General features: G+C 42.4%; 15 protein-coding genes. 8 read left to right on the top strand and 7 right to left on the bottom strand.

Annotation, left to right across the window (positions count from 1 at the left end):
• Nucleotides 1-37 precede the first annotated feature (37 nt).
• The 5 genes from porM to porK are packed head-to-tail and all read right to left on the bottom strand — an operon-like array spanning nucleotide 38 to nucleotide 5,260.
• Nucleotides 38-1,567, bottom strand: coding sequence for a type IX secretion system motor protein PorM/GldM (porM, locus tag AC57BQ_RS13695; RefSeq protein WP_496406809.1), 1,530 nt, complete (start codon nucleotides 1,565-1,567; stop codon nucleotides 38-40).
• Nucleotides 1,568-1,619: 52 nt separating this feature from the next.
• The gene (gene porL / locus AC57BQ_RS13690) at nucleotides 1,620-2,414 is read right to left on the bottom strand and encodes a type IX secretion system motor protein PorL/GldL (RefSeq protein WP_496406808.1); all 795 of its coding nucleotides are present in this window, start codon (nucleotides 2,412-2,414) and stop codon (nucleotides 1,620-1,622) included.
• A 26-nt stretch (nucleotides 2,415-2,440) separates the two neighbouring features.
• Complete coding sequence (locus AC57BQ_RS13685) at nucleotides 2,441-3,037, bottom strand: hypothetical protein (RefSeq protein WP_496406807.1); 597 nt, start codon at nucleotides 3,035-3,037, stop codon at nucleotides 2,441-2,443.
• Nucleotides 3,038-3,054: 17 nt separating this feature from the next.
• Nucleotides 3,055-3,957, bottom strand: a complete 903-nt coding sequence (porN, locus tag AC57BQ_RS13680; RefSeq protein ID WP_496406806.1) for a type IX secretion system ring subunit PorN/GldN — start codon at nucleotides 3,955-3,957, stop codon at nucleotides 3,055-3,057.
• A 13-nt stretch (nucleotides 3,958-3,970) separates the two neighbouring features.
• Nucleotides 3,971-5,260, bottom strand: a complete 1,290-nt coding sequence (porK, locus tag AC57BQ_RS13675) for a T9SS ring complex lipoprotein PorK/GldK (protein WP_496406805.1) — start codon at nucleotides 5,258-5,260, stop codon at nucleotides 3,971-3,973.
• A 477-nt stretch (nucleotides 5,261-5,737) separates the two neighbouring features.
• Here porK and AC57BQ_RS13670 point away from each other — a divergent pair, with 477 nt between their 5' ends.
• From AC57BQ_RS13670 to AC57BQ_RS13640, 7 genes are all read left to right on the top strand, one after another.
• A complete protein-coding gene (locus tag AC57BQ_RS13670; RefSeq protein WP_496406804.1) occupies nucleotides 5,738-9,925 on the top strand; it encodes a hybrid sensor histidine kinase/response regulator transcription factor in 4,188 nt (1,395 codons plus the stop codon).
• A 799-nt stretch (nucleotides 9,926-10,724) separates the two neighbouring features.
• The gene (locus AC57BQ_RS13665; RefSeq protein ID WP_496406803.1) at nucleotides 10,725-13,943 is read left to right on the top strand and encodes a SusC/RagA family TonB-linked outer membrane protein; all 3,219 of its coding nucleotides are present in this window, start codon (nucleotides 10,725-10,727) and stop codon (nucleotides 13,941-13,943) included.
• Nucleotides 13,944-13,954: 11 nt separating this feature from the next.
• Nucleotides 13,955-15,634, top strand: a complete 1,680-nt coding sequence (locus AC57BQ_RS13660; protein ID WP_496406802.1) for a RagB/SusD family nutrient uptake outer membrane protein — start codon at nucleotides 13,955-13,957, stop codon at nucleotides 15,632-15,634.
• A gap of 83 nt (nucleotides 15,635-15,717) precedes the next feature.
• The gene (locus AC57BQ_RS13655) at nucleotides 15,718-16,098 is read left to right on the top strand and encodes a hypothetical protein (RefSeq protein ID WP_496406801.1); all 381 of its coding nucleotides are present in this window, start codon (nucleotides 15,718-15,720) and stop codon (nucleotides 16,096-16,098) included.
• A gap of 132 nt (nucleotides 16,099-16,230) precedes the next feature.
• Nucleotides 16,231-17,727, top strand: a complete 1,497-nt coding sequence (locus AC57BQ_RS13650; protein ID WP_496406800.1) for an RICIN domain-containing protein — start codon at nucleotides 16,231-16,233, stop codon at nucleotides 17,725-17,727.
• Between the two features lie 49 nt (nucleotides 17,728-17,776).
• Nucleotides 17,777-19,309 carry a glycoside hydrolase gene (locus AC57BQ_RS13645; RefSeq protein ID WP_496406799.1) on the top strand — a complete coding sequence of 511 codons (1,533 nt, stop codon included), beginning with the start codon at nucleotides 17,777-17,779 and terminating at the stop codon, nucleotides 19,307-19,309.
• A gap of 200 nt (nucleotides 19,310-19,509) precedes the next feature.
• Complete coding sequence (locus tag AC57BQ_RS13640) at nucleotides 19,510-19,914, top strand: DoxX family protein (protein ID WP_496406798.1); 405 nt, start codon at nucleotides 19,510-19,512, stop codon at nucleotides 19,912-19,914.
• 102 nt (nucleotides 19,915-20,016) lie between these two features.
• On the opposite strand, the gene AC57BQ_RS13635 is transcribed toward AC57BQ_RS13640, so the two are convergent.
• A complete protein-coding gene (locus AC57BQ_RS13635; protein ID WP_496406797.1) occupies nucleotides 20,017-21,003 on the bottom strand; it encodes a 3-keto-disaccharide hydrolase in 987 nt (328 codons plus the stop codon).
• A gap of 199 nt (nucleotides 21,004-21,202) precedes the next feature.
• Between AC57BQ_RS13635 and AC57BQ_RS13630 the strand changes: the two genes are divergently transcribed.
• Nucleotides 21,203-23,629 (top strand): TonB-dependent receptor domain-containing protein, encoded by a 2,427-nt coding sequence (locus AC57BQ_RS13630; RefSeq protein WP_496406796.1) that lies wholly within the window; start codon nucleotides 21,203-21,205, stop codon nucleotides 23,627-23,629.
• A gap of 78 nt (nucleotides 23,630-23,707) precedes the next feature.
• Here the strand turns inward: AC57BQ_RS13630 and AC57BQ_RS13625 are convergent, their stop codons facing one another.
• Nucleotides 23,708-25,378: a RagB/SusD family nutrient uptake outer membrane protein gene (locus AC57BQ_RS13625; RefSeq protein ID WP_496406795.1), complete on the bottom strand. Its 1,671-nt coding sequence runs from the start codon at nucleotides 25,376-25,378 to the stop codon at nucleotides 23,708-23,710.

Raw genomic sequence — 25,378 nt, 5'->3', positions numbered from 1 at the left:
GAGGTTGATCATGATTTAATACAACCTCTTTGTTTACTTAATTTGCTGTTAGTGCAACCGGGGATAGTTGCCGGGCTGAGCCATCCGGTCCAACCGCTATAATGTTATCAAAAATTACACGCGAACCGGGTTTTATCATATTTAATGCCGATCGCATGGCATCATTCAATGTATTACCGCTTGCCGACTGTATGGAAGCGCTCTCCCGCGGATTGGCTATGATCAGGTTAAACTTCGTGATCCTGAATTTCGCGTCAAAATCAAAATTATCCAGATTGGCATAAAGCGCGTCTTGCGCCTTTAGGGCGACCGTTGGCACATTACCACCTGATTTTCCTGAGAACCGGGCAACCGGGTCAGGGATCCGTTTTGCCCTGAACTTGGTTTGACTTAAAACCATGGATCTGCCGCCAATTGCTGCTGAAACGGATACGGTTACTGTCCCCGGGGTATTGACATGGGCAACATATTTTCCCGAAGAGCCGGTGAGTGAACCTGCCGACATGCTTATCCGCACACTGCTTGATGGGATACCCGGAACAGAAACAGACACCGGATTATCAACCCCGATATAGAAAACATTCATTTTATCGGGCGATACAACAGCAGAGGGGCGTGCCACCATGTATTGCTGTTCGGGCGTGGTATAAGTTTTAACGGTTCCATCGGTTTGTTTAACCCTTACCGTTCCCTTCCAGTTAAAGACCCCTTCTCTGGAGGTTGATACAGTGTATTGGCCACGGCCATCTTTTACATCTATCACACGTCCACCTACCTCCATTGAAGGGGTTGATCTTGAATCATAAGCAGTTAAAAAAACCTGTGCCTGGTAAGGCTGCCCCTGAATGAGGTAGGATGTAGGGGTCACAGCAACGGCTTCAAACTTGTCGAGATTAACCACCGCCTGATCCATTTTTCCAAGGATCTTTTTCACTACTTCCGATTCGGCATTTTTATTATCAGCCTGTATGCGCGACAGAATGGTAAACGTAGCGGTTAAAGGTACGCCTTCCCCAAAATTGAGATCTTCCCATCTGCGTATATTGCCCCGGTGATGTACCGGATCTGTGGCATTCAAGTTAAATGACACCTGCTTATTGTCTTCCCTGTCCAATAGAGATCGCAGTTTTTCGCGGGTATCATTTATCTTTTGTTTAAGTACGGATGCTTTCCTTTGATTGATCATCACGTTATAACCAATATCAAGATTATCCCGTTGTTTCAGATCGCCGGTTTGTTCGTCATATCCGCCGCCTTGTTCTGTCAGTTCTTTTTTTACATCCCTGATATAATTATCCAACTCCCGGGTTGCTTGCTGTGCCTGTTTTGCCTTTTCGTAAACAGGTTTTGCCCGCTCCGGAGATTCCCTGAGCCTGGTTTGCTCAAAGGTGGTAAATAATTGCTGTACCGAATTTCCAACATTATCTGCCGAAGCAGTAAGACTGTCATCTATGGTTTTAAACGCGTCCAGAATTGTTTCCGATATATTCAGGGCCAGCATTGCTAATAAAACCAGGTACATGATATTGATCATTTTTTGCCTGGTGGTTTCTTTTCCTGCAGCCATTGTATTATAGTTTTAAATTTTAATGATTATTCTCTTACAATTCAGCCCGGATCTAAAACTTCGGCTGGTTCATGGCAGAAAGCATATTGGCATAAAATACATTCAACCCTGAAATATTTTTTGCCAGCTTATTTACTTCCTCCTTAAACAGCCTGCTGTCATCTGCAGATTCATTCAGGTTCGACAAGGTTGTACTTAAACCTTCGTAAAAATGATTGATCTGCTGAAGGTTAGTATCGGCTCCTTTTAGCTCTGTTTCATATAATGAATTTAAGCGTGATAGGTTATGGGTAAGCCTGGACACCTGGTGCTGATAAGCCTCTGCATCTGTTTTGGTGTTTGCTACTGTTGACAAATCCGCCGCCGCTTTTTCAAAGGCTAAGCCAAAAAGATCGAATTTTGATGCAGCCTGCTTCAATTTCTCTGAAAACTCATCCGTAGCTAATGAGGCATCGGCAATGGTGTTAATGCGTTCTATTTTATGACTGAACTGCTTTAAACCCTCGCCCAGGTTGCCAATATTTTCCGGACTAAGATCTGCCTGCACCAATAGTTTATCAAGTGCATTAACGGTATCCGGAAACACGGCTTTCATAGTTGACCTTGGTTCGCCCTGGTAATCAAGGGCCAGTTCGGGGTATACTTTTTCCCATTCAGGCTCTTCGGCCGGCGGGAAAAATCCCAAAGTAAAAAACAGTAATGCTTCTACAGAAAGGCCAAGTCCTATCATATAGGTTCCCAATTGTCCGCCCCAGTGATTGATCTTAAACATAGCGCCCAATATCACGATACTGGCTCCCCAGGAGATAGCTACATGCAGCCAGTTGAATTTTTTAGTCTTTTTCATCTTTTTAATATTTAATGGTTAGTAAATCAGAATTTGATGTAAAATGTTACCCCGGTATTCAGTCCGGGTAAAAGCCCTTTAAGGCCATTGGTTATTGTTTCGGCTTTGTTTTCATAGGTAGAAACCGGTGACTTGGTAGGGATATAAAAGCCGAAGTCGAGCCGCATACCTATATTATTGCGTACACGTATATTTCCCAGTCCGGTACCTATATATGGCCTGAATTTGGATAAGGCTATACTATAATCAGGGTTAGCCTCCCTGTACAAAGTATTACTGAAATAATACGCGGCTCCGGCCGAAATGAACCATTTGCGGGCCAGCCATTCATTATTGCCGTATAGCGGTTGCCAATCAGCAATGGCATATATGCTGGTACGGTCGAGTTTAAGATCCCGGTTATTATACTGCACAGTTATGCCCGGCACGGTATTGAAGCCTGCCCTGATGTTAAATGTTTTGGCGAAGCTTTTTGATGCCTGTATGCCTGCACCCTGCGTTCCTACCTGCACACCAACTGATGATTCCGGAAAGGCGCTGTATTCTGGCAATACCTGTGCACTGGCTTTGCCACAGCATAGTAGTAATATGGATATCAACATCATCCATAAAAACTCTCTCATTAATTTTACCTGCGTTGTCATAACTTATCCTCCTTTTTATTAGCTGTCTGTTTGGTCAGGTTCTTAGCATTTACCCCTTTGGGATTTTGCCAGATACTTTTTTTCAGTTCGGCGATCTTTTGTTCTAACTGGTGTACTTCCGGGCTTCCCGGTTCCAACAAACCTGTTTGCTGTCCTCCCGGAGAGAACTCTTTGACCAGGGAGGCAGAAAACTTATGCTGAATAAATACATCGTCCAAAGTCACATCAAAAATGTTCTTAGCGGGGTCGCTTACATCTTCTTTTACAAGCGCGTAACGCAGCTGGGGGAAATACAGCCAGAACGCGGGGACTGACGTGATATTTGCCGGAAGATCTGCCGATGTGCTGATATTCATCATAGGGGCAATGCCCACTATTCGCGTATCCACTCTTCCGCGTTGTTTATCAAAGAAAACATCTTCTTCAACCCTGAACTTTGTGATCTTATCCGGATTAAACTCATTCAGTACCATTTTTGAGGAGATCTGATTCCCATCTTTGTCAAACTTTGGTACCAGTACCGAATCCGCGAAACGCATTTCGCCCTGCTTGGCCGTGAGTTTAGTTTTAAAATCATCCTTTTCATAAGGCGTAAGCTTACCTTTCTCTATTCCCTTCATAATGGTTTCCATTAATGAATGACCGGGGATAGTCAAGATGGCATTGGTGCTATCTTCCAGGTTGATTTCGCGCCATACCCTTACATAAAGCCTGATATTTGCCGGGTTAGATTTAGGGTAAGGAAATGGCTTTGCCGAGCTTAGATCTGCCGGTTGCAAGTTTTTATCATATGCTGGAAGCGTGTCTGTTAGCGTACTATCGCTTAAAACCGACTGGGCAAAACCAGCTTTAATACTGAGCCCGATTATGAAAAGGGCAGCGATCAATAATTTTTTCATCTTTTCTGTCTCCTTATTTTTTAGCGTATTTCCTGGTTTTAACCTGATCACCTGGCAGTTCGAAAGCTGCCATTACGCAACGGAACCCGATGTAGGAATGTGCGGCATCCTGATCTTCAAAACTTCGTGTATCACTATTGAGCATCTGTCCATTGTCTTTCCATGAGCCACCTCTTACCACTTTACGTTTCATCAGGGGGGAGTCTTTAGAGCTGGCATCATAAAGCAATGCCGGGTTAAGGTCGTTCACCAATTGGGAGGCTGATGGGCTAAAGGCATCCATGGTCCATTCGGCTACGTTACCGGCCATATTGTAAATACCAAACGCGTTAGGCGAGTAGGAAGTAACCGGAAGGGTAAATGTTGATCCGTCGCTGGAATAAGCGCCTTCGCCTTGTTTAAAATTCAGGGAAAGCTTCTCTTTGCCCGAAGCTTCATCCACAAAGGTTTTTACCGTTCGGTCAGTAGTATCTGATGGATCCTGTTTGGCTTCTGCAGCGTATTGCCATTGCGCTTCGGTTGGGAGAGAAAAGCTTAATTTGAAGTTTTTAAGATTCGGGTTCTTTTTGATCATCAAATTAAGTTGGGTGCTCCGCCAGTCGGCATAAGCCCGTGCCTGTTTCCAGGTTACACCAACCACCGGGTTATACTGATAGATCTTATTGCTGAAATAATTGGCATCCATAACCATCATTTGGGCATTTGGAAAATCAGTTGACCATACGCGCTCATTGGGAAACACACCAACCGTATCCATTACATAGGTGTTATTTTTTTCACCATCCATACGTACATAGTAAAACCTATAGCGGATCAGTGCAGGATTAGGTACCCGGGCACCATTGATCATCGTCATCATTCCGGCAAGTTTTTCTTTGGTTTCGGGGGGAGCCTTCTTCCAGAGCGGGGATATTTTGTTTACTTTATTCCAGTCGATCAACCGTACTTCCTTACTATTGGCGCCTACCGTTTCACCAGTGCGGGGCAAATAAAACGCATCATCATGCAGGTAATCAGTTATAGCAACCGAATCGGTTACCCAGTTTACAAATGCCTGGTACTGTTTATTGTTAACTTCAGTTTTGTCGATAAAAAAGGCACTGACACTAACCTTCCTTTGCTCAGTTTGGTCGTCACTAAGCATTTTGTATAAGAAAGTACCCGAAGGAATATAAACCATCCCCTCTGGCGGAGATATCCGGCTTGCGGCAATAGCACGGGTTTTAGGGGTGTTATATAAACTTTGCTGGCAGGAACTGAGTACTAACAACAGCAACCCTGTTAATTTAATTGATGATTTCATTTGACTTTAGATTAATTAAGAAATAGTCAAAGTGATATCATATGGGGTTTTTATTAGTTAGTGAAACAATGATCAAATATGAAAGAAGCGCATGTTAAGAAGTGTTAAGTGTCGATTAACACATTCATCTTATCGATGAACAGATGCTGCTAATGGATTTTAACCGCCATGAACTGGTGTCCCGGCAAAATTCTCTTTGAGTTTTTGAAATAGAAAAGCTCCTGATCTTCACTAATGGCAGGGCGTGATGATTTAGGGATTTGCGGGTCTGATAGTGTCCAGCATCGTAAAATAAAATGTTTTAGCAAGCTTTTTAGATGTCAAAAAACCGATGATGACAAAGGAGGGAAACGTAATTTATACGAGTGTTTGTAAAAGTATAATTACAAATGGAGGTAATAATTATTGTATTTTAAACAATTAATAAGTAGTTTTAATCCCCAATTATCGTGTAATTGACAACCTGAAATTATTTTAATGAAAAAAAGATACCCCCTTTATTTTTTTCTTTTGTTGATCGTTTCTTCGAGCTATGCCCAATCTCCGATAAAGAATAAAATACTGAACTACTCTTTAAAAAATGGTCTTTCTTTTGGTATTGTAAACAGCATTACCCAGGATGATAAAGGGTTTATGTGGTTTGCCACAAATGATGGACTGAATCGTTTTGATGGAACAAACTTTAAGGTTTTTAAATCCAGGCAGGGCGATGCTGCAAGCCTGGCCAGTAATTATGTTCAGAAGACTTTTTGCGATGCACATGGAAACATTTGGGTGTCATCACGAAATGGGCTCAGTAAGCTGGACACCCGTACAGAGAAATTCATCCACTATAAACTATCCTCCAACCATACAGTTAAAAATGATGTCGGGAATATTATACAAAGCCGCGATGGTAATTTATGGATAACCTCTTATGGCTTAGGTTTCTCCTATTTTGATATAAAGTCGGCAAAGTTCACTAATTATACTCAAGCCAATTTACCCCAACTATCAAGTAACCGGGTTATAAGTTTGTTTGAGGATTCAAAGGGCCTGCTATGGGTTGGCACACAAGAAACAGGTATCAACGTATTTGACCATAAAAGAGGTATAATAACTAATCAAAAGAACCTGATACCCCCAATAAAAAATCTTCCTGCAGCACGGATCAATGATATTTTTGAAGATCACTTTCATAACATTTGGATAGCAACTGAAAACGGACTTTTATATTATCACCGGCAATCAAATAAATTTACTTTATTGCAAAGCAGCCAGCCCGATATTAAAAGTAAAAGATATATTTCGGTTATTGAGGATAGTAACAAACAACTACTTGTTGGTTTGCAGGATGGCGGATTATATAAAATTAACCTGGGAGCCAGCCCTAATTACAATACGGAAAGTTTTGTACTGCAACCGGTAACCGGTGACGATGGCTATTACCTTACGCAACGCTCCGTTCAAGCTCTTTTTATAGATAAAGACAAGAATATTTGGGTAGGCACCTATGGCGATGGTATTTATATGATCAGCAGCATCAAGGAAAAGTTTTCCAAGATCACCAGGAAACGCATTGAACCCAGTGGAGAAAGTTTGGTGAGGTTTTATGGAATGTGCCAGGATAAGGACGGGTTTTTATGGTTGGGTACCGATGGCGAGGGCATATTTAAAACCAGTCATAACGGCAATCTGGTGAAGCAATATAAAGCCGATGGAAAGCCTGGAAGTATTAAGGATAATGCTATTTTATACGGTTATAATGATAAAAATGGCAATGTCTGGTTTGGTACCTATGCAAAGGGGCTTTTTCTTTATGATAAAAAAACAGATTCATTTATCAACTACGCCAATAACCCAAGTGATAGTAAAAGCTTAGGGGCGAATGATGTAAGGGTGATTTTTCAGGACAGTCATCAAAATTTATGGGTGGGGACTAATGGCGGGGGCTTGAGTTTGTTTAATGCAGCTGCAAAAACATTTACAAATTATACACCGGCTAATAGCGGCCTTACTTCTAATGATGTACGCTCTATTGCCGAAGATGAAAATGGAAACCTGTGGATAGGTACTTACGGAGGGGGGCTTGATTTTTATGATTTTAAACAAAATAAATTTAGTAGATATTTTAAACCGGCCGACGAAAAGAATAATTTACCCAGTCAGGTAATTTTTTCAATTTATCCCGATAAGCAACATCGCTTGTGGTTAGGAACTGAAGGTGATGGCCTGATCTCGTACGATCTAAAAAAGAGGTTTTTTAAGAAATTTAATGAAACCAATGGTTTAGCTAACAATACGGTATCAGCCATCAAAGAATCGGGTAATGGCTCTTTATGGTTAAGCACCAATAAGGGCTTATCAAACATTAATATCCTTACTGATAAAATATTAAACTATGATCAGTCGGATGGTTTGCAGGCTGGGCAATTTAATGCCGGATCTGTTTTGTTTGATTCCTCTAATGGACTCCTGTATTTTGGAGGTACGGAAGGCCTCAATTTTTTTGATCCCGAAAAAGTAACCCAAAGCAATTATCAACCAAAGGTTATCATCACGGGGCTGCAAATTTTCGGTAAGCAGGTAGAGGTTGGTGCTTTGGATGGGAACCATGCCGTATTACCCGAAGCGATCAGTGAAACCAGGCAGATTACTTTACAGCCAGATCAGTCTGTATTTTCTATCCAGTATGCTTCATTAAATTATACCTATCCGCAAAAAGGCAATTTCGCCTATAAACTGGAAGGCCTTGATAAATCATGGAACTATGTGGGTAATCAAAGACTGGCGACCTACCGTTATCTTGAACCTGGCGATTATACATTTAAGGTAAAAGCCTCTAACCAGGATGGTTTATGGTTTGAAAATTATGCTACCATTCAAATAAAGATCATGCCGCCCTGGTACAAAACATGGTGGGCCTATTTGATCTATATGGCTGTAACCGGTTTGGCTATTTATTACTATTTATTGTACAAAGCCAATCAAACTAAACTTAAATATGAAATAAAAGTTGCCCAGCTATCCGCAGAAAAGGATAAGGAGCTGAATGAGCGCAAACTTTCTTTTTTTACTAATATTTCGCATGAGTTTCGTACACCGCTAACGCTGATCATTAACCCGGTTAAGGATATGTTGTTTGGCAAGGGGGGGCAGGAGAGTGATCCTGGTAATTTGCATATTATTTATCGTAACGCGCGCCGCTTATTGAGTTTGGTTGATCAGCTATTGCTTTTTAGGAAAGCTGAAAGTGATACGGATAAACTTAAAATAGTAAAATTGAATATAGTGGTTCTTTGCCGTGAGGTGTTCTTATGCTTTAATCACCAGGCTCGTACCAAACATATACAGTTTGATTTTTCGACTGAAAAAGAAGCTATTGAAATATTTGCCGACAGGGAAAAAATGGAGATAGCCTTATTTAACCTGATATCAAACGCGTTAAAATTCACGCCAGAGCATGGGCTGGTAAGTTGCACTATAACTGATAATGATGATAAAGTTAGTATCGAAATAAAAGATAGCGGCTGCGGTATAGCCGAAGGAATTGGCGATCAATTGTTCAACAAGTTTTATCAATTGCAAAATGCAATGCCTTTAACCGGAGGCTTTGGCATTGGGCTTTACCTGGTTAAGGCATTTATTGAGAATCATAAAGGCAATATCAGCTACACAAGTAAGCAAGGGGAAGGCACACTGTTCAACGTTTTGTTACTAAAAGGACGGGAGCATTTTGGCCAGCAGTTTGTTTTTGAGGATGTTGCCGAAACCTCTGTGTTTTTAGACGAATTGATAGAGAATAAAGGGGAACTGGAAACAGATGAGACCGAAAGTTCAACAACAGCTAAAAGTACGGAAGCTTTGAGCTCGGATACCAAAACAATGCTGCTTATAGATGATAACGAGCAGATCCGCGTTTACCTTAAACGGATATTTGCCGGTGAGTTTGAGATTTTTGAGGCTGATAATGGTACCGATGGACTTGAATTGGTTTACCACCTGGTGCCTGATATTGTGATAAGCGATGTAATGATGCAGGGCTTAAGTGGTATTGAGTTGTGCAGCCGTATTAAGGAAGATCCGCTTTTAAACCATATCCCGGTAATATTACTAACAGCCAGTTCATCGCCCGAAATTAAACTCAAAGGCATTGAAGGAGGGGCCGACGATTATATCAGCAAGCCTTTTGAAAAAGAAATACTGATAGCACGTGTTAATGGCATCCTGAAAAGCAGGAACAACCTGCAAAAGTATTTTTATAATGAGATCACACTTAACAAATCAAATGATTTAAAGATATCTCCGGAGTACAAGGAGTTTCTGGAGAAATGCCTCAAAATTGTAGAACAGCATTTAACCGATCCTGAGTTTAGCATAAAAACCCTGGCTTCAGAAATTGGCATGAGTCATTCTAATTTGTATAAACGTATCAAATCCATTTCAGGCCAATCGGCTAATGGTTTTATCCGTTTTATCAGGTTAAGAAAAGCAGCGGAGATCCTGTTAACTACCGATAACACCGTATACGAAACCGCTTCTATGGTTGGTATAAACGATCTTAAATACTTCAGGGAGCAGTTCAATAAGCTTTTCGGCATCAATCCTTCAGACTACGTGAAAAAATATCGCAAGCCTTTCCATAATAACTATAATGTTAACCGTGATATGGTTAAGGATAATTGATCATTACCCCCTGACTTAAAACGGGTGTCATGCCCGTCGAATCATGGTATGCAGGCCTCTGCGCACGCCCCTTCGACGGGGTGACAGACTTTTCCTGTCCTCTCAGGGTCCCTTCCAGGAGACCCTGAGAGGACCTAACTTCAAAACACGTCATTGCGAGGTACGAAGCAATCTCTAAAAACTGTACAGAGCAAACATGAATAGCTGACCTGCTATCGTAGAGATTATTAATGCTGTGTTTATTTTAACCGGAATTAATGAGCTCCCTTTGGTCGGTTGTCTTCGTACCTCGCAATGACGCTCGAGAGAAAGACATTGCCCGCGCTATTCGTCGAAATGATATGGGGCTTTAGTTAAAATCATGGTTTACACTGTAAACCGTTTTTTATGGTAAAGTAAAAAGTAATTAATTGATTATCAAGTAATTAAATAGATGTAAACCATAAAAAGTGTAAACCATGTAAACCCACTTTTTTAGTCCCTGCGGAGATTGAAAATATGACCACAAATAATTGGTGATATGAGTTTACCCCCTCAGTAAAAAGCCCTAAAGACGTTGTAATGGCCCTTTTTGATGATTTTATCCCGTTTTAAATCCGAATTTACCCCTCACTTGATCCTGGAATTTAGCCTCATTTTAGTCTCACCAATAACCATGGTTTAAACCAAACTTCTGTATCTGGCATTGATCTGACACGAGGTAACACGGAAGGCAATTAACCTGCCTTAACCGTTTGCCGATAGCTGTGCTTTTTACGGACTAAGGTTTAAACCAATTAAACCCCAACTAAAAAAATATATGGAATTAAATTTACATGTAAAGGATTCTCCTCATTGGAAAAGATCACCCCGTTTTTTCCTGTTGATAGCAAGTATGGCAATTGCCTGCTTTATCACCTGCCAGATGCCATCGGTCGCTTTTGCCAATGGTAGTAAAGTGCTGGGCGCGCAGGACGTAAAAATAAGCGGTAAAGTTACCGACGAAAAAGGCGAAACACTACCCGGCGTAAGTGTTACATTAAAAGGAACGTCAACGGGAGTTGTTACTGATATTAACGGTAAATTTTCGTTTAATGTTCCCGATGCTTCATCAGGAACTCTGGTGTTCACCTACATCGGTTATGCTACTCAGGAAGTTCCCTTAAAGGGACAAACCACCATTAACGTACAATTGCAAGCCGATTCAAAATCATTGAATGAGGTAGTGGTTGTAGGTTATGGCACGCAGAAAAAAGCCACCCTCACCGGTTCCATCTCCGTAGTGAAGGGCGGCGATTTAGCTAAAAGCCCTCAGCCTAACGTTTCAAGTTCATTCGCGGGTCGTGTACCCGGCCTTATTGCCAGCAACGGATCTGGCGAACCAGGTTATGATGGTTCAAACATTTCGATCAGGGGTTTGGCAACAACCGGCAGCAATTCGGTGCTGATTGTTGTTGATGGTATCCCCGGCCAGATCGGTGGTTTGGAACGCCTTGATCCTAATGATATCGAGAGTGTTTCGGTATTAAAGGACGCGTCCGCGGCGGTTTATGGAAATCGTGCGGCAAACGGTGTTATTTTAATCACTACCAAACATGGGAAAACAGGTAAGGCTGCCATTTCTTATAATTTTAATGAAGGGTTTAGCTCACCAACACGTTTACCTAAATTGGCTGATGCGCCAACCTATGCGCAGATAATGAATGATATCAGCTATTATGATAATCCAACGGGCGGCTTTAACCAGGTTTATAGCAATGATCAGATACAAAAATTCAGGGACGGCTCTGACCCGCTTAATTATCCAAACACTAACTGGGAGAAAATAACTTTAAAGAATTACGCGTTGCAGAACCAACAGAACGTAACGGTTGCAGGTGGTTCAGACGATGTTAAATATTACACTTCGGTTGGTATTACCTCCCAGGATGGTCTTTATAAAAATGGCGCTACAAAATACAATCAGTATAACTTCAGGGCGAATATTGACGCCACAGTTGCCAAAGGATTTAAAGTAGGGCTATCATTACAGGGCAGGGAGGAAGACCGGAAATTCCCAACTACTTCGGCCGCTAATAATTTTCGTGGTATTTACAGGGGATACCCAACCACGGCTGCTTTTTACCCCAATGGCCTGCCTACTTCTGGCTTCGATAATACAAACCCGGCTCTTACACCAACAAGTATTGGTGGTACCAACAACAATCCAACACAAACCTTTAACGGTATACTCAGAGCAAGCTATGATATTCCGGGTGTACAAGGTCTTTCGCTTGATGGTTTCTTTTCGGCGGATAAAACAGGTGTATTTTCCAAAACATTTAATACGCCTTACACGGTTTATACCTATAACAGTGCTACCAATATTTACACACCAAGTACACAGGGCGGCTCCAACGGGCGTCCTTATTTGAATGAGTCACAGCTTAATCAATCGCTCATTACGTCCAACATTAAACTGAACTTTGTAAGGCAATTAGGTAAAAACAATATCAATGCTTTCGTAGCGTACGAACAAAGTCAAAATACCTATAATTACTTCTGGGCCCAACGAAATAATTTCCCAACAGCTACTACGCCAGAACTTTCGCAGGGTGGTAGTGCTCCCAGCGATGCTACTAATGGCGGCAGCAGCAGTGATAACAATGGCAACTACAACTATAACCGCCGTAGTGTGATCAGCAGGCTGGCCTATAATTATGACGAAAAATATTTATTAGAAGCACAGTTTCGCGCGGATGGATCCTCCCTTTTTGCTCCCGGCCATCAGTGGGGATATTTCCCCTCCATATCCGCAGGTTATCGCATATCTAAAGAGAACTGGTTTCAGAACAAATTTAAATTTATTGACGACCTGAAGATCAGGGCCTCATACGGTATCCTGGGAGATGATAATATCGCTCCTTACCAGTACATTGATAATTACGCTTTTAATAATTCGGTAGTGCTGGATAATGGTTCAGGGGCCTCACCTCAACCTGGTATCGATCAAACCAAGCTTGCAAATCCCAATATTACCTGGGAAAAGGCCAAAAAGACGGACATAGGTATCAATGCAGTATTCTTAAAGAATTTTACGTTAGAAGCCATCTATTTCCGCCAGGTGCGGTCAGATATCCTGGCGTACCGTAACGGCTCTCTGCCTGGTACCTCCGGAATAGTGAACCCATCTGATGGTAATCCGTTAGTACCTGCAGAAAATATTGGCAAGGTTAACAGTGCGGGTTTCGAGGCAACATTGGGTTATAACCATCCCGGTACATTTTCCTGGGGCGTATCAGGCAACTTTACCTATGCCAAAAGTAAAATCGTTTATATTGATGAAGCTGCCGGTATATTATCCTACCAGCGCCAAACAGGTAATCCTTTAAATACCTATTTGTTATATCAGGCTACAGGTATTTTCAGAAATCAGGCGCAATTGGATAATACACCACATGTGGCCGGTGCGCAAGTGGGGGACCTTATTTATGCCGATGTTAACCATGATGGGCAAATAACCGCGGCTGATCAGGAACGGTCAAAATATGGCAATATCCCACAAATAGTGTATGGTTTAAACCTTACTGCCGGCTACAAAAATTTCGACTTGTCGATCTTATTTGCGGGTCAGGCCCAGGTGAGCCAGTATGTATTGCCTGAATCCGGAGTCATCGGTAATTTTTACAGCTCATGGGCAGACAATGCCTGGAGCCCAAGCAATCCAAACGGATCATATCCAAAAGTATCAGACCGGGCTTCAAACGCGGTAAGTGGCGGCTCCTACAACAATACCTTCTGGCTTAACGATGCTTCATTTTTGAGATTGAAAAATGTTCAATTGGGTTATTCACTATCGTCACAAGCATTGTCAAAGCTTCATATTAAGGGAGTTAGGGTTTTCGTAAGTGCCTTTAACCTGCTTACGTTCACTAAGGTAAAGGATTACGATCCTGAGGGAACCAATGGCAGTGGCCAATTCGGTGGCGCCCAGTATGGCAGTGGCCAGTTCTATCCGCAACAAAAAATAATTAACCTGGGCGCAAACATTAAATTTTAATACGCTACATTATGAAAACTATAAAATATATAACAGGCTGCCTGGTACTTTGCGTTGCATTCATGACATCCTGTAAAAAAGATTTCCTGTCTACACCGCCTACTGATAGAATAAGTAATGCCTCTATTTTATCCGATACCTCACTTTTTGAAGCTTATGTTATCAACAGATATATCGGTGTTAAATTACAAGATAAAGAAGATGACGACACTGGTTTTGGCAGAGGCTTTCAATGGGCACTCTGGAGTTCATTGACAGACGAATCAATATACAACAACAATGATAACACCTGGGTGATCCAGCAAGGGCAGTTGGCTCCTAACAATCTGGGCGATGCGGGCACCATTTGGGCACGCAGTTACCGCAGCATCCGGGAGTGTAATTATGCATTAAGTGTAATAGGTGGCTTACCATTAAGCGCAGGACATAAAAACAAACTAATTGGCGAACTCGAATTTATCAGGGCGTTCAGGTATCAGGATCTCATTCGTAATTATGCCGGCGTAGTATTAATGGGTGATAAGGTGACTGAACTAACCGATAACCTACAGGATCCAAGTCTTTTCAATCGCGCTTCTATTACAGAGTCTATTGCTTATGCCAGTTCTCAATTGGATGACGCTGCCTCAAAGCTCCCGGTGGATAATAGCTCATCATGGGCCTTAGGCAGGGCAACAAAAGGAGCTGCGCTGGCATTAAAATCAAGATTATTGCTATATGCTGCCAGCCCATTGTACAATGCGGGGACCTGGCCTGCAGCTGCCGCGGCTGCCAAGGCGGTTATGGATCTGGGCAAATACAGTTTATTCCAGGGTGGTTATGGCCAGTTATTTTTAACGCCCAATAGTAACGAAATTATATTTGAAAGGTTATTTTACCCGGTTACTGCTGCCCACCTTCCAATAGAGCTGGATAACGGCCCTAACAGCTATGGTGGCTACGGCGGTAATGTTCCCCTGCAAAATATGGTGGATGCCTATCCAATGAGTAATGGCAAACCCATTACCGATCCGGCGTCGGGTTATGATTCACAAAACCCATACGTCAATCGAGATCCTAGATTTTATGCAACTATTCTTTACAATGGGGCGCCATACAGAGACAATGTTGTCCAGGTATTTTTGCCTGGTGGTAAAGACAGCAACCAGGGGCCTAACCCTCAAAACGCGAGTAAAACCGGTTATTATCTGAGAAAATTTGCGAATGACGCTTATTCCATCACCAATTCAAGCGAGGCGGGTGCACAGCCATGGATTTATTTCAGGTATGCCGAGATTCTGCTTAACTATGCCGAAGCACAAAATGAAGCAGTAGGGCCAGATGCGAGTGTTTACCAGGCCATTAACTCGATCAGGCAACGTTCATCTGTAAATATGCCAGCCCTGTCAGGCTTATCGCAAGATGATATGCGTACCGCCATTAGAAATGAAAGGCGGATTGAGCTTGCTTTTGAGGAACACCGTTTTTATGATGTACGCAGATGGAAAATTGCCGAGCAAACTGAAAATGTTCCGGCTTATGGTGTTGCAGTAAGTATAAATGCTGCCAACCCTTCTGGCTACAGTTATGCACAAAAGGTAGCGCTAACCGGCCGGGCTTTTCACTCACAACATTATTGGTTGCCAATACCATTGACCGAGATACAAGCTTCAAACGGGCAGTTAAAGCAAAATCCTGATTATACTAATTAGAAAATCCGAAATATCTATATCAATCAAGAAGGCTCTGCGGGGCCTTCTTTTAAACCAAATACTAACTTAAAAACCATACAATTATGAAAACAAAAATGCTCGTTCTCTTCCTATGCTTTTCTTCGTTTTTCTTTTCTCAGTCCATGACGATTGAAAAGCATGCCACAGGCCGCCCGTTCACTATTGGTGTCAATTACTATAATACAACGTCCTACACTTGTACCATAGAATTGAGTGGACCTACCACCCATACTATTACTGTTGCGCCTGGGACCTCTGGTAGTTATGGCCCTATAACTCCTGGCCAATATACTGTAGGTATTTACACTACCGGTCCTGGTACTTACAATTATAGTTTAAATGGTGGCGGGAGCACACCAACATTCATCAATAATGCGAATGGTCACGGGGCTGTTTATTCTATAAACGCACAAAACACCCTTACAGTGGGTATTACTAATTAATAGTATTAATAGCAGGCCTTGTGCTTTCGGTGCTTACTTACAGCGGAATGCCAGCTATTGATCATCATTATACAGGGGGAGGGATATGTTTTCGTCCCCCTTTTTTTACCTCATACTAACCTATACCAAATTATGAAAAACCTAAGCATTTTATTATTAGCGGGATGTTGTTTAATGGCAGGGTGTAAAAAGGATATTACCGCGGTCAAGGGATCATCATCCCCCGACGAAGTGAAAACAAAAACTATCAAAGTTAATGCTACACCTGCAAGTGCACTCAAAGGCGTTAACTGGGCCGCCGATGGTGACAATTTCAGCGATGGCATACTGGTGCTGAGCGGTTTAACATCGTCTGATACTTACGCTACCGTATCTGCAAAAGCTGACGCCGTGTTAACGGGTATCCAAACCAATACAGGGGCAAATACCGTTCGCTTACCTGTAAATTACTCCACCGTATCACAAACCTGGTGGAACTCTTATACCGGCGTTATTGATAAGGCGTTAAGCAAAGGAATGAACGTGATACTGGGCTACTGGGAAGCCAAGTCATCCGAAGATGGTAAGATCGATAACACTACGGAGTTTTGGTCTATGTGGCAAACTATTGTTACCAAATACGGCAGTAACTCACATGTATACTTCGAGATCTTTAACGAACCGCATGGTTATTCCTTAACCGACTGGACAACCATCTGTGCGCAATGGTTAAGCAATTATCCATCCATACCCCAGGGCCGGATCCTCATCAGCGGGACCTCTTACTCACAGGATATTACAGGTGTAGGTGCCGATAGCCGCTTTTCAGGTTGTCTGTTATCTATTCACGATTATACTTTCTTTAGCAATGGTACCAATACAACCGCGTTGCAATGGGAAAACAGGTTGAAGGGTAACATTGGTAGCTATAGCAGCCGTGCGGTATTAACGGAGTTTGGTATCCCGATGACAGGTGGTAAAAATTACACCGGCGCTATTGGCGGCGATGTGGAGATAGCCTACCTGCAGGGCCTTACCAACCAGGTGCGTGCATTTGGTATGGGCGCAGTTTACTGGCCGGGTATCCGTACAGGCGATAGTTACAGGATCCAGGAAATTAATGGTACCGGTACAAGCTTAACCGTATCCACCACAAACGCGTCGGGTTTAAGCCGTTTAAAGTATGCCTGGGGTGTTGGTGCGGGTGGTACAGATACGTTTTATACCGGGGCTTATTACAGGTTCCTGAACCTCAACAGCGGGCAGGCGCTTGATGTTAACGGTGGCTCAACTGCCAATGGTGCAGGCATCATACAATGGCCTCAAAATGGAGGTAACAATCAGCAATGGCAAATTACTGATAACGGCGGTGGATATTATAAAATAACTAACCGTAATAGCAGCCTGGCACTTGATGTTAATAGTGGTTCAACAGCCACTGGCGCGGGTATTATACAATGGCCATGGAACGGTGGTAATAACCAGCAATGGCAGCTTACCGCCACCAGTGATGGCATATACAAGGCTATCAACCGTAACAGCGGCCTGGCGCTTGATGTTAATGGTGCCTCAACCGTTAATGGAGCGGGCATTATACAATGGACATGGGGTGGTGGCAACAACCAGCAATGGCAAATCGTACAACAATAAATTGCAATAAAGCAGGATCGGATGGTCCTGCTTTATTGTTGATCTGAATATGATGATATTATCTACAACAAAAAAAATCCTTTTAACAGGCATTGCTTTAGCATTTAATGTTTCCTTGGTCAATGGGCAGAATAAGGAAGCGACAATCAGCGTTGATTTTTCGAAAACATATCAAACCATCAGCAATTTTGGCGCGTCTGATGCGTGGTCATGCCAATTTGTAGGCAACTGGCCCGATGATAAGCGAAATAAAATTGCCGATCTGCTTTTTAGCAGTGATACTTATGCCGATGGCTCGTCCAAGGGGATAGGCTTGTCGCTATGGCGGTTTAACATTGGAGCTGGTAGCTCTCAACAGGCAGATCAAAGCGGTATTAAAGATGAGTGGCGTCGTGCCGAATCATTTTTAACCAGCAATGGTGATTATAATTGGCAAAATCAGGCCGGACAGGTTTGGTTTTTAAAAGCGGCAAAAAAACGTGGCGTAAAGCAGTTTTTGGGTTTTACGAATAGTCCGCCGGTGCAGTTCACCATCAATAAAAAGGCTTATGCGAGCGGTGGTAAAGTAAATATCGCGGCAGATAAATATGATGACTTTGCTGCATACCTGGCAAAAGTTGTAAAGGGTGTTGAACAGGTAAGTAAAGTTAAGTTTGACTATATAAGTCCTATAAATGAACCTCAGTGGGATTGGAGCGATGGCGGGCAGGAGGGATGCCCGTATAACAACACGGAGATTGCCGGCATCATGAGATCCATCAGTAAAGCGTTTGTGGCTAAAAAGATCGGTTCAGAAATTCTTGTTGGTGAAGCCGGAAGCATTAATTATCTATTTACCACGGTTGATAAACCGGGAAAGGGCAATCAAATAAATGATTTTTTTAAGCCCGGATCGGCAAATTACATTGGCGATCTGCCGGGTGTAAGTAAAACCATAGCAGCGCATAGTTACTTTACCACATCGCCAATGCCAACAGCAATCAAGGCACGTAAGGCGCTGGCAGATAACATAACTGCTATAAAGGGTCTTGATTACTGGCAATCCGAGTATTGTATTTTAGGCGATAACGCAGGGGAGATGGACGGTAACAAACGCGACCTGGGTATTGACGCAGCGCTATATTTAGCCTCGGTGATCCATACTGATCTTACGGTGGCTAATGCTTCGGCATGGCAATGGTGGACAGCCATTTCGGCCTATGATTATAAGGACGGTCTTATTTACATCGATAAAAATAAAACCGACGGCAATTTTTACACCAGCAAAATGCTTTGGGCTATGGGTAACTATAGCAGGTTCATCAAACCAGGTGCTGTAAGAGTTAACGTACAAGTTTCATCTTCATCAAGTAAACCGCTGCTTGTTTCGGCCTTTAAAAACGGGAAAAATATAGTTATGGTTATCATCAATCCTAATGCTGATGAGGTAGTTGCAGCGTTTAATACAGGCAATGCCAAAGTCCAGTTTACTAGCTCGTACTTAACGTCGCATAGCGATGAGCTTAAGGCCAGCAAAATAGATGGTTCAAGAACAATTATTCCATCACGTTCCATTATCACCCTTACGGGGTTTATTAAATAAAGCACTAACTCTCATCTCTACAAAAGACAAAGCCCTGTACCAGCTATTGGTACGGGGTTTTATTTTTTAGCTTGATACTATTTAATAATCAAAAATGTCTTTTCCGTCATGCATTTTGTCCGGTTCGCTTTAAAACTGCTCTGTGATCTGAAGAGTAAGGGCCATTTTTGAAGCAACAAAAGAATTAAAAACAAGAAATCATGACACCAAAAACAACAAAAACAATCTATTGGATAGGCACCGCACTTACCTCTTTATGGTTTGGTACAAGCGGGTTTTGTGAATTGACCACCAACAAACTCGTTTGGGACATCACCTTGAAGTTGGGTTACCCGCCTCACTTTATTTACACATTGGGTATTGCCAAAGTATTGGGTATTATCGTTCTTTTAATCCCAGGTAAATTGCTCCGATTAAAAGAGTGGGTATTTGCAGGTATTTTCTTCGATATTATTTTTGCCTTTGCTTCCAAGTTGAATGTGTTAGGGCTGGCAAGCACTATGGATGCCGTTATCGCATTTATCATGGTAACCGTAACTTATATCATGTTCAGAAAGGTATACGCTGATACATACTTCAAGGCGTTTAATCAGATACAGAATTAAGCGATCTTCGTCTAAGGACTTACTATCCGGGATAGCCCTTCAAAACAAAATGCCTGAGTATTTGCTCAGGCATTTTGTTTTATTTAAAATAAGGCTTCAGCGTTATTTGGCAGGTGTGATCACGATATTCCTGTAATCTATCGGCCCATGGTCGCCCTGGATCAGAATAGGTCCTGGTTCGCCTTCTTTACTGTTGATAGCTCCGCCTGTAATTCCCGGTATCACCTGCCTGCTGATGACCGTAGTGCCATTGGCTACTATGGTAACCAACCTGCCGATCAGTGTAATATCATATGATTGCCATTCTCCCGCGTCCTTCGCCATCATTTTGTTCGGGGGCAGGAAACCATAAATGGCACTGAACTGGTTATTGATAGGTTCAGGTTCGCCGCTTTTAACATCCATAACCTGTACTTCATACCGGCCTCGCAGGTAAACCCCACTATTACTGCCTTTTTGATAACGAAATTCAATATGTAATTTAAAATCATTAAAGGTTTTGTCAGTGATCAGGTTGGCGCCGGAGTGCAGGCTTCTCAATATGCCCGACTCCACGGTCCATTGGTTTTTGCCATCGGTATGCCAGCCTTTGGTGTCTTTCCCGTTGAATAATTTAACAGGTGTGCCCCAAACAGGGTCTTTGGCCCTTATCAGCGATGGTGCCCTTACTCCTGTAAAATGATAGGTAACCCCATCAGTATACACCATGGTGCCTACTAATTCCTCACCCTTAAGCTCAAATTCAAAATCCATATTTCGGTTTCCTTCTTCCCACTGAGGAGGGATGGAAAAGCTGTATTTACCATCATGAGGTTTAATTTCAGAAATTGGTCGCGCGCTTCCAAAAGCGTAAGTAAAACGACCAATGAGGATGTGGGTGCCTGATTTTTGCACCTCCAACCATGATGGCAAACTTTTGCCCGCCTTGTCTATCGTGATGTCCCATCGCCCGATGACAGCAGGATCAGCTGCTTTTTTAAATGAAACAGCTGATGCACTGACCGCTGAAAAAAGGAACAATGACAAAATGATTTGCGCCCGGATAAAACCGGAAATACCCTTGTAGCTTGTAATTGGTAAGTTTTTCATAATTCTAAATTACAAACTAACATTCAATACCATCACATTTATTAAAAATATCAGCCATTATATATCTGTATAACAGATGTTCATATTCTTGATACCCGCGAAAAAAGACGTGAATAAATTCTTGTTTAGAATGGTTTTAAATAATATTGTTTAAAAACAATTTAAACGATACTTTTGCGGCATATCAAATACACCAACTATGATAAAAAAGATTACCTACTGCTTAATCCTGTTCCTGCTACCCTCCTTAACCTTATTAGCACAAACAGCAACTATTACCGGCTCTGTAAAAACAGTTGACGGGAAACCCGCCGATCTGGTGAGTGTAGCCATTAAAGGCACCAATAAAGTAGCTTTGACCGATGAAAATGGAAATTACCAGATCAAACGGGTAACACCTGGATCTCATACTTTGATCGCGTCGTTTGTCGGGCTCGAGAAAAAGGAACAAACAGTTGTGACACGGTCAGGTGAAACGCTAATTGTTAATTTTATATTGAAAGAAAACTCTACCCAGTTACAAGAGGTTGTAGTTTCAACAAAAAAATCAAATAAGGTAAACGCGATTGTGGCTAAAATGCCCTTGAAAAATCTGGAGAACCCACAGGTTTACAATGCTGTTTCGTCCGAAATAATAAGACAACAGGGAATTACCGTATATGACGATGCTTTGCGTAATGTGCCCGGAATTACCAAAACGTGGGGATCAACCGGCAGAGCGAGTGATGGTGGCACGTATTTCGCAATACGTGGTTTTGAAGCTCAGCCTGTTCTTATAAACGGTTTACCTGGCTTAACCAGTGGAGATCTTGACCTGGCTGATGTAGAAGAGATACAAGTGATCAAAGGGCCATCGGGGACGTTGTTTGGTGGAGCCTTTTTAAGCTATGGTGGTATGATCAATACCATCACTAAGAAACCCTATTTTAAAACAGGCGGAGAGATAACTTATAACGTAGGAAGCTTTGGACTAAACCGGGTTACAGCCGATGTTAATACACCATTGAGCAAAACAGAAAAAGTAGCGTTGCGGGTAAACACGTCATACACTAATCAAAATAGTTTTCAAAACGCTGGCTTTCAAAAATCCTTTTTTATAGCGCCTGCTTTAACCTATGAAGTGAATGACAAGCTTTCATTTCATTTCCTGACCGAGATATTGCAGGAAGAAAGGGCAATAGCACCAATATTTTTCCAATCCGACAGGTATAGTCCATTGCCTTTTAAAAATGTGAAAGACCTAAACCTGAATTACAACGAGTCATTCACGAGCAATGATCTGACCATGAAAAACCCGAGGTTTAATTTGCAGGCGCAAATGCTGTATAAAATATCCAGCCAGTGGACCTCACAAACGGTGCTTTCACGTACAACGGTAAAATCGGATGGTTACTATACCTATATTTATGATGATGCCGTAGCAACAGATCAATATTTTGAGCAAAGCTTTAATAAAGCTAATTACACAACCAGTACAACTGATGTTCAACAGAACTTTAATGGTGATTTCAAGATAGGGAATGTGCGGAACCGGTTGCTGATCGGGTTAGATTATTTTAGCCGTAATGTGATCAATAACGGATCGGGTTATGCTGTAGTAAGACATGTAACCCCACAAAGCGGTGAAGTTGCATATCCGGTTCCGGGTACCCATGATACTATACCGCCGGTATATTTATCTCAGCCCCTGGTTGATAATATTTTAGCAACTAAAACCGGAAACAGAACTAATGTTACCAATAGCGCCTACAGCGCCTACGTTTCGGATGTAGTTAATTTTACACCGGCATTGGCTGCCATGGCCAGTTTAAGGGTTGATCATTACGTATCTAAAGGCCTTAAAGGCGACCCGACCAGTAACTATAACCAAACATTTTTTTCGCCCAAATTTGGATTGGTTTACCAACCTGTTTTGGATAAGGTTTCACTTTTTGCTAACTACATGAACGCTTTCATCAACGTCGATCCGCGTTCAATAGCTGATGCCGATGGTAATAACCCGGGCACGCAATCATTTAAGCCAGAACATGCTAACCAATGGGAAGTGGGTGTAAAGACCAATCTATTGTCGGATAAATTGAATATCACTGCCTCGTACTATGATATCAGAGTAAGCGACAGGGTGTATACAGACCCGGCTAATATAAATGGGTACCTTCAAGGTGGTACAGTTGGAAGTAAGGGTTTTGAAATAGATCTGAATGCCAACCCGGCGCCTGGATTAAACCTGCTTGCCGGTTACAGCCATAACTCCATCAAAATATTAAAAGGTAATAGCGATGATTTTTATAATGAACCAGGCAGAACTCCCGGCGGGCAAGGCGCACCAGATCTGGCCAATTTCTGGGCTACTTATAAATTTATGAAAGGCAATTTAAAGAACTTTGGTTTTGGAGTTGGTGGTAATTATGCCAGCCAGCAAAAGGCAATTGACAATAGCGTAACCGGCGTATTTTATTTGCCAAGTTATGTGCTGATCAACTCGAGCTTGTTTTATAATGCTGATAGCTACAGGATCACATTTAACTTGAATAACATCACCAATAAACAATATTATACCAGCTATTGGTCAATAAACCCGCAAGCGCAAAGAAGCTTTGCTTTAAGCTTTGCCTATAAGTTTTAAGTAAAGACTAAATATTCGAATAAATAAAAAGCGCGGTCTGTTACAGACCGCGCTTTTTTTTATGTTATGGGTGACCGATTAATAACCCGGGTTTTGGGTCAGAGCCGAATTGAGTGCCCTTTGTTGTTGTGGTATCGGGAACAGCTCCTTGTTTTGATTACTTGGCTGATGATCCCACCAGCTTCCGGTACCAAACTTGCCAAAACGGATGAGGTCATCACGGCGGAAACCTTCAAAAATAAACTCACGACCTCTTTCTGCCAGTAGTTCGTTCAGTGTTAAAGTAGCAGGAGTGTAAGCAATGGCTGCCCAGTCGGCATCGTTATACGCCCGCTTTTTACAATCGTTGATCAATTGTACGGCTTCGGCTGTAGTGGTGCCACCATTTTTGCGCATAATGGCTTCGGCTTTGGCAAAATATATCCAGGTTAAGCGGTAAATGTTCCAGTCGGTGTTATTATAGTTAAGGTCAGGCGCTATACCGCCAAAACCGGCTACCTGGTTACCTAATTTATATTTATTAAAACGCACACCACTGTTTTCCTCACCCTCGCTCATGGTAGAGGGCAGGGCGTTAGGATCGGTACCGTTTTGCGCGGCAACTTTGTTTTTGCGGATGTTATCGACAAATACCAGTTGCTGCCCGTCATATTCATTGCCTCCTGTGGCTATAACCGGTTGATGATTATCAAAACGGATCATAGGGCCTTGCAGTAACCAACCAGCTTTTCTCAGATCTTTATCATCAAAAGTGGTATATACACCCGGTATTAAAACAACGCCGTCGTTACCATTACGGCTGCCACCATAAATAAACTGTTGCTGGAAGTGATAAAACTCACCAGTCCAGGATGGTTGAAAATTAGCCTTCTGAAATTCGTAACTAATGGAAAATATAACCTCTTTTGATTGGTCGTTAGTAGGTTTAAACTGATCATTGATGTTCGGATCAAGAGCCATGACACCATTCTGTCCGCCGGCTTCACCGTTAATGAGTTTGTTGGCCGCCGCAATACAATCGTCCCACCGGGGTGTGCCCGACCATTTTTCGGCATTAAGATATAATTCTACCAGCATAGCGTAGCCACCGGCCTGCGTCATCCGGCCAAGCATATCCCGCGAAAGCTTAGGCGCTTTGTCAATATTGTCTTTAATCTCCTTTTCAATAAAGGCAAAAACATCTTTGCGCGCCACAGTAGGAGGTTTTGCAGGTATACCTACCTGCGTTACGATAGGTATGTTGCCAAACAGATCCATCAGTTTCAAGTAATGGAATGCCCGCAACAGTTTCAATTCGGCGATATAAGCGTCTTTTTCTGTCTGCGTAATGCCTAATCTGACAAGATCAAGCTTAGTAATGTTCTCAATAGGGTCATTACATAAACCCATGCCCCAGTACATTAATGACCAGGCATTATTAATCCCGCCTTCGTCATTGGTCCAGGTATGGTAATGCAGCCTTTTCCATTTACCACCGTCTTCACCGTGGCGACCTTTGGTAGGCCATGCCAGCTGATCGCCAGAGAGTTCACTCGGGCGCCACCAGCCATCCTGTCCGGATGGTGTAACCCAGGCGTTGGCATGAGTATATGGACGCAAAACGGCCGAAAGTACTTCGTTTTTATTATTGTAGAAATTGCTTGTGAGCAGGGTGTCATAAGCTTTTTCATCAAGCTTGGTGCAAGCATTCCCGCATATCAATACAGTTATTAATAAGCTGTATTTTATCAGATGATTTAATTTTTTCAT

Source organism: Mucilaginibacter sp. BGA-UO-ETr-C110 (assembly GCF_059567985.1).
The sequence above is the reverse complement of the archived record's forward strand: the minus strand, read 5'-3'. Positions and strand labels throughout refer to the sequence as shown.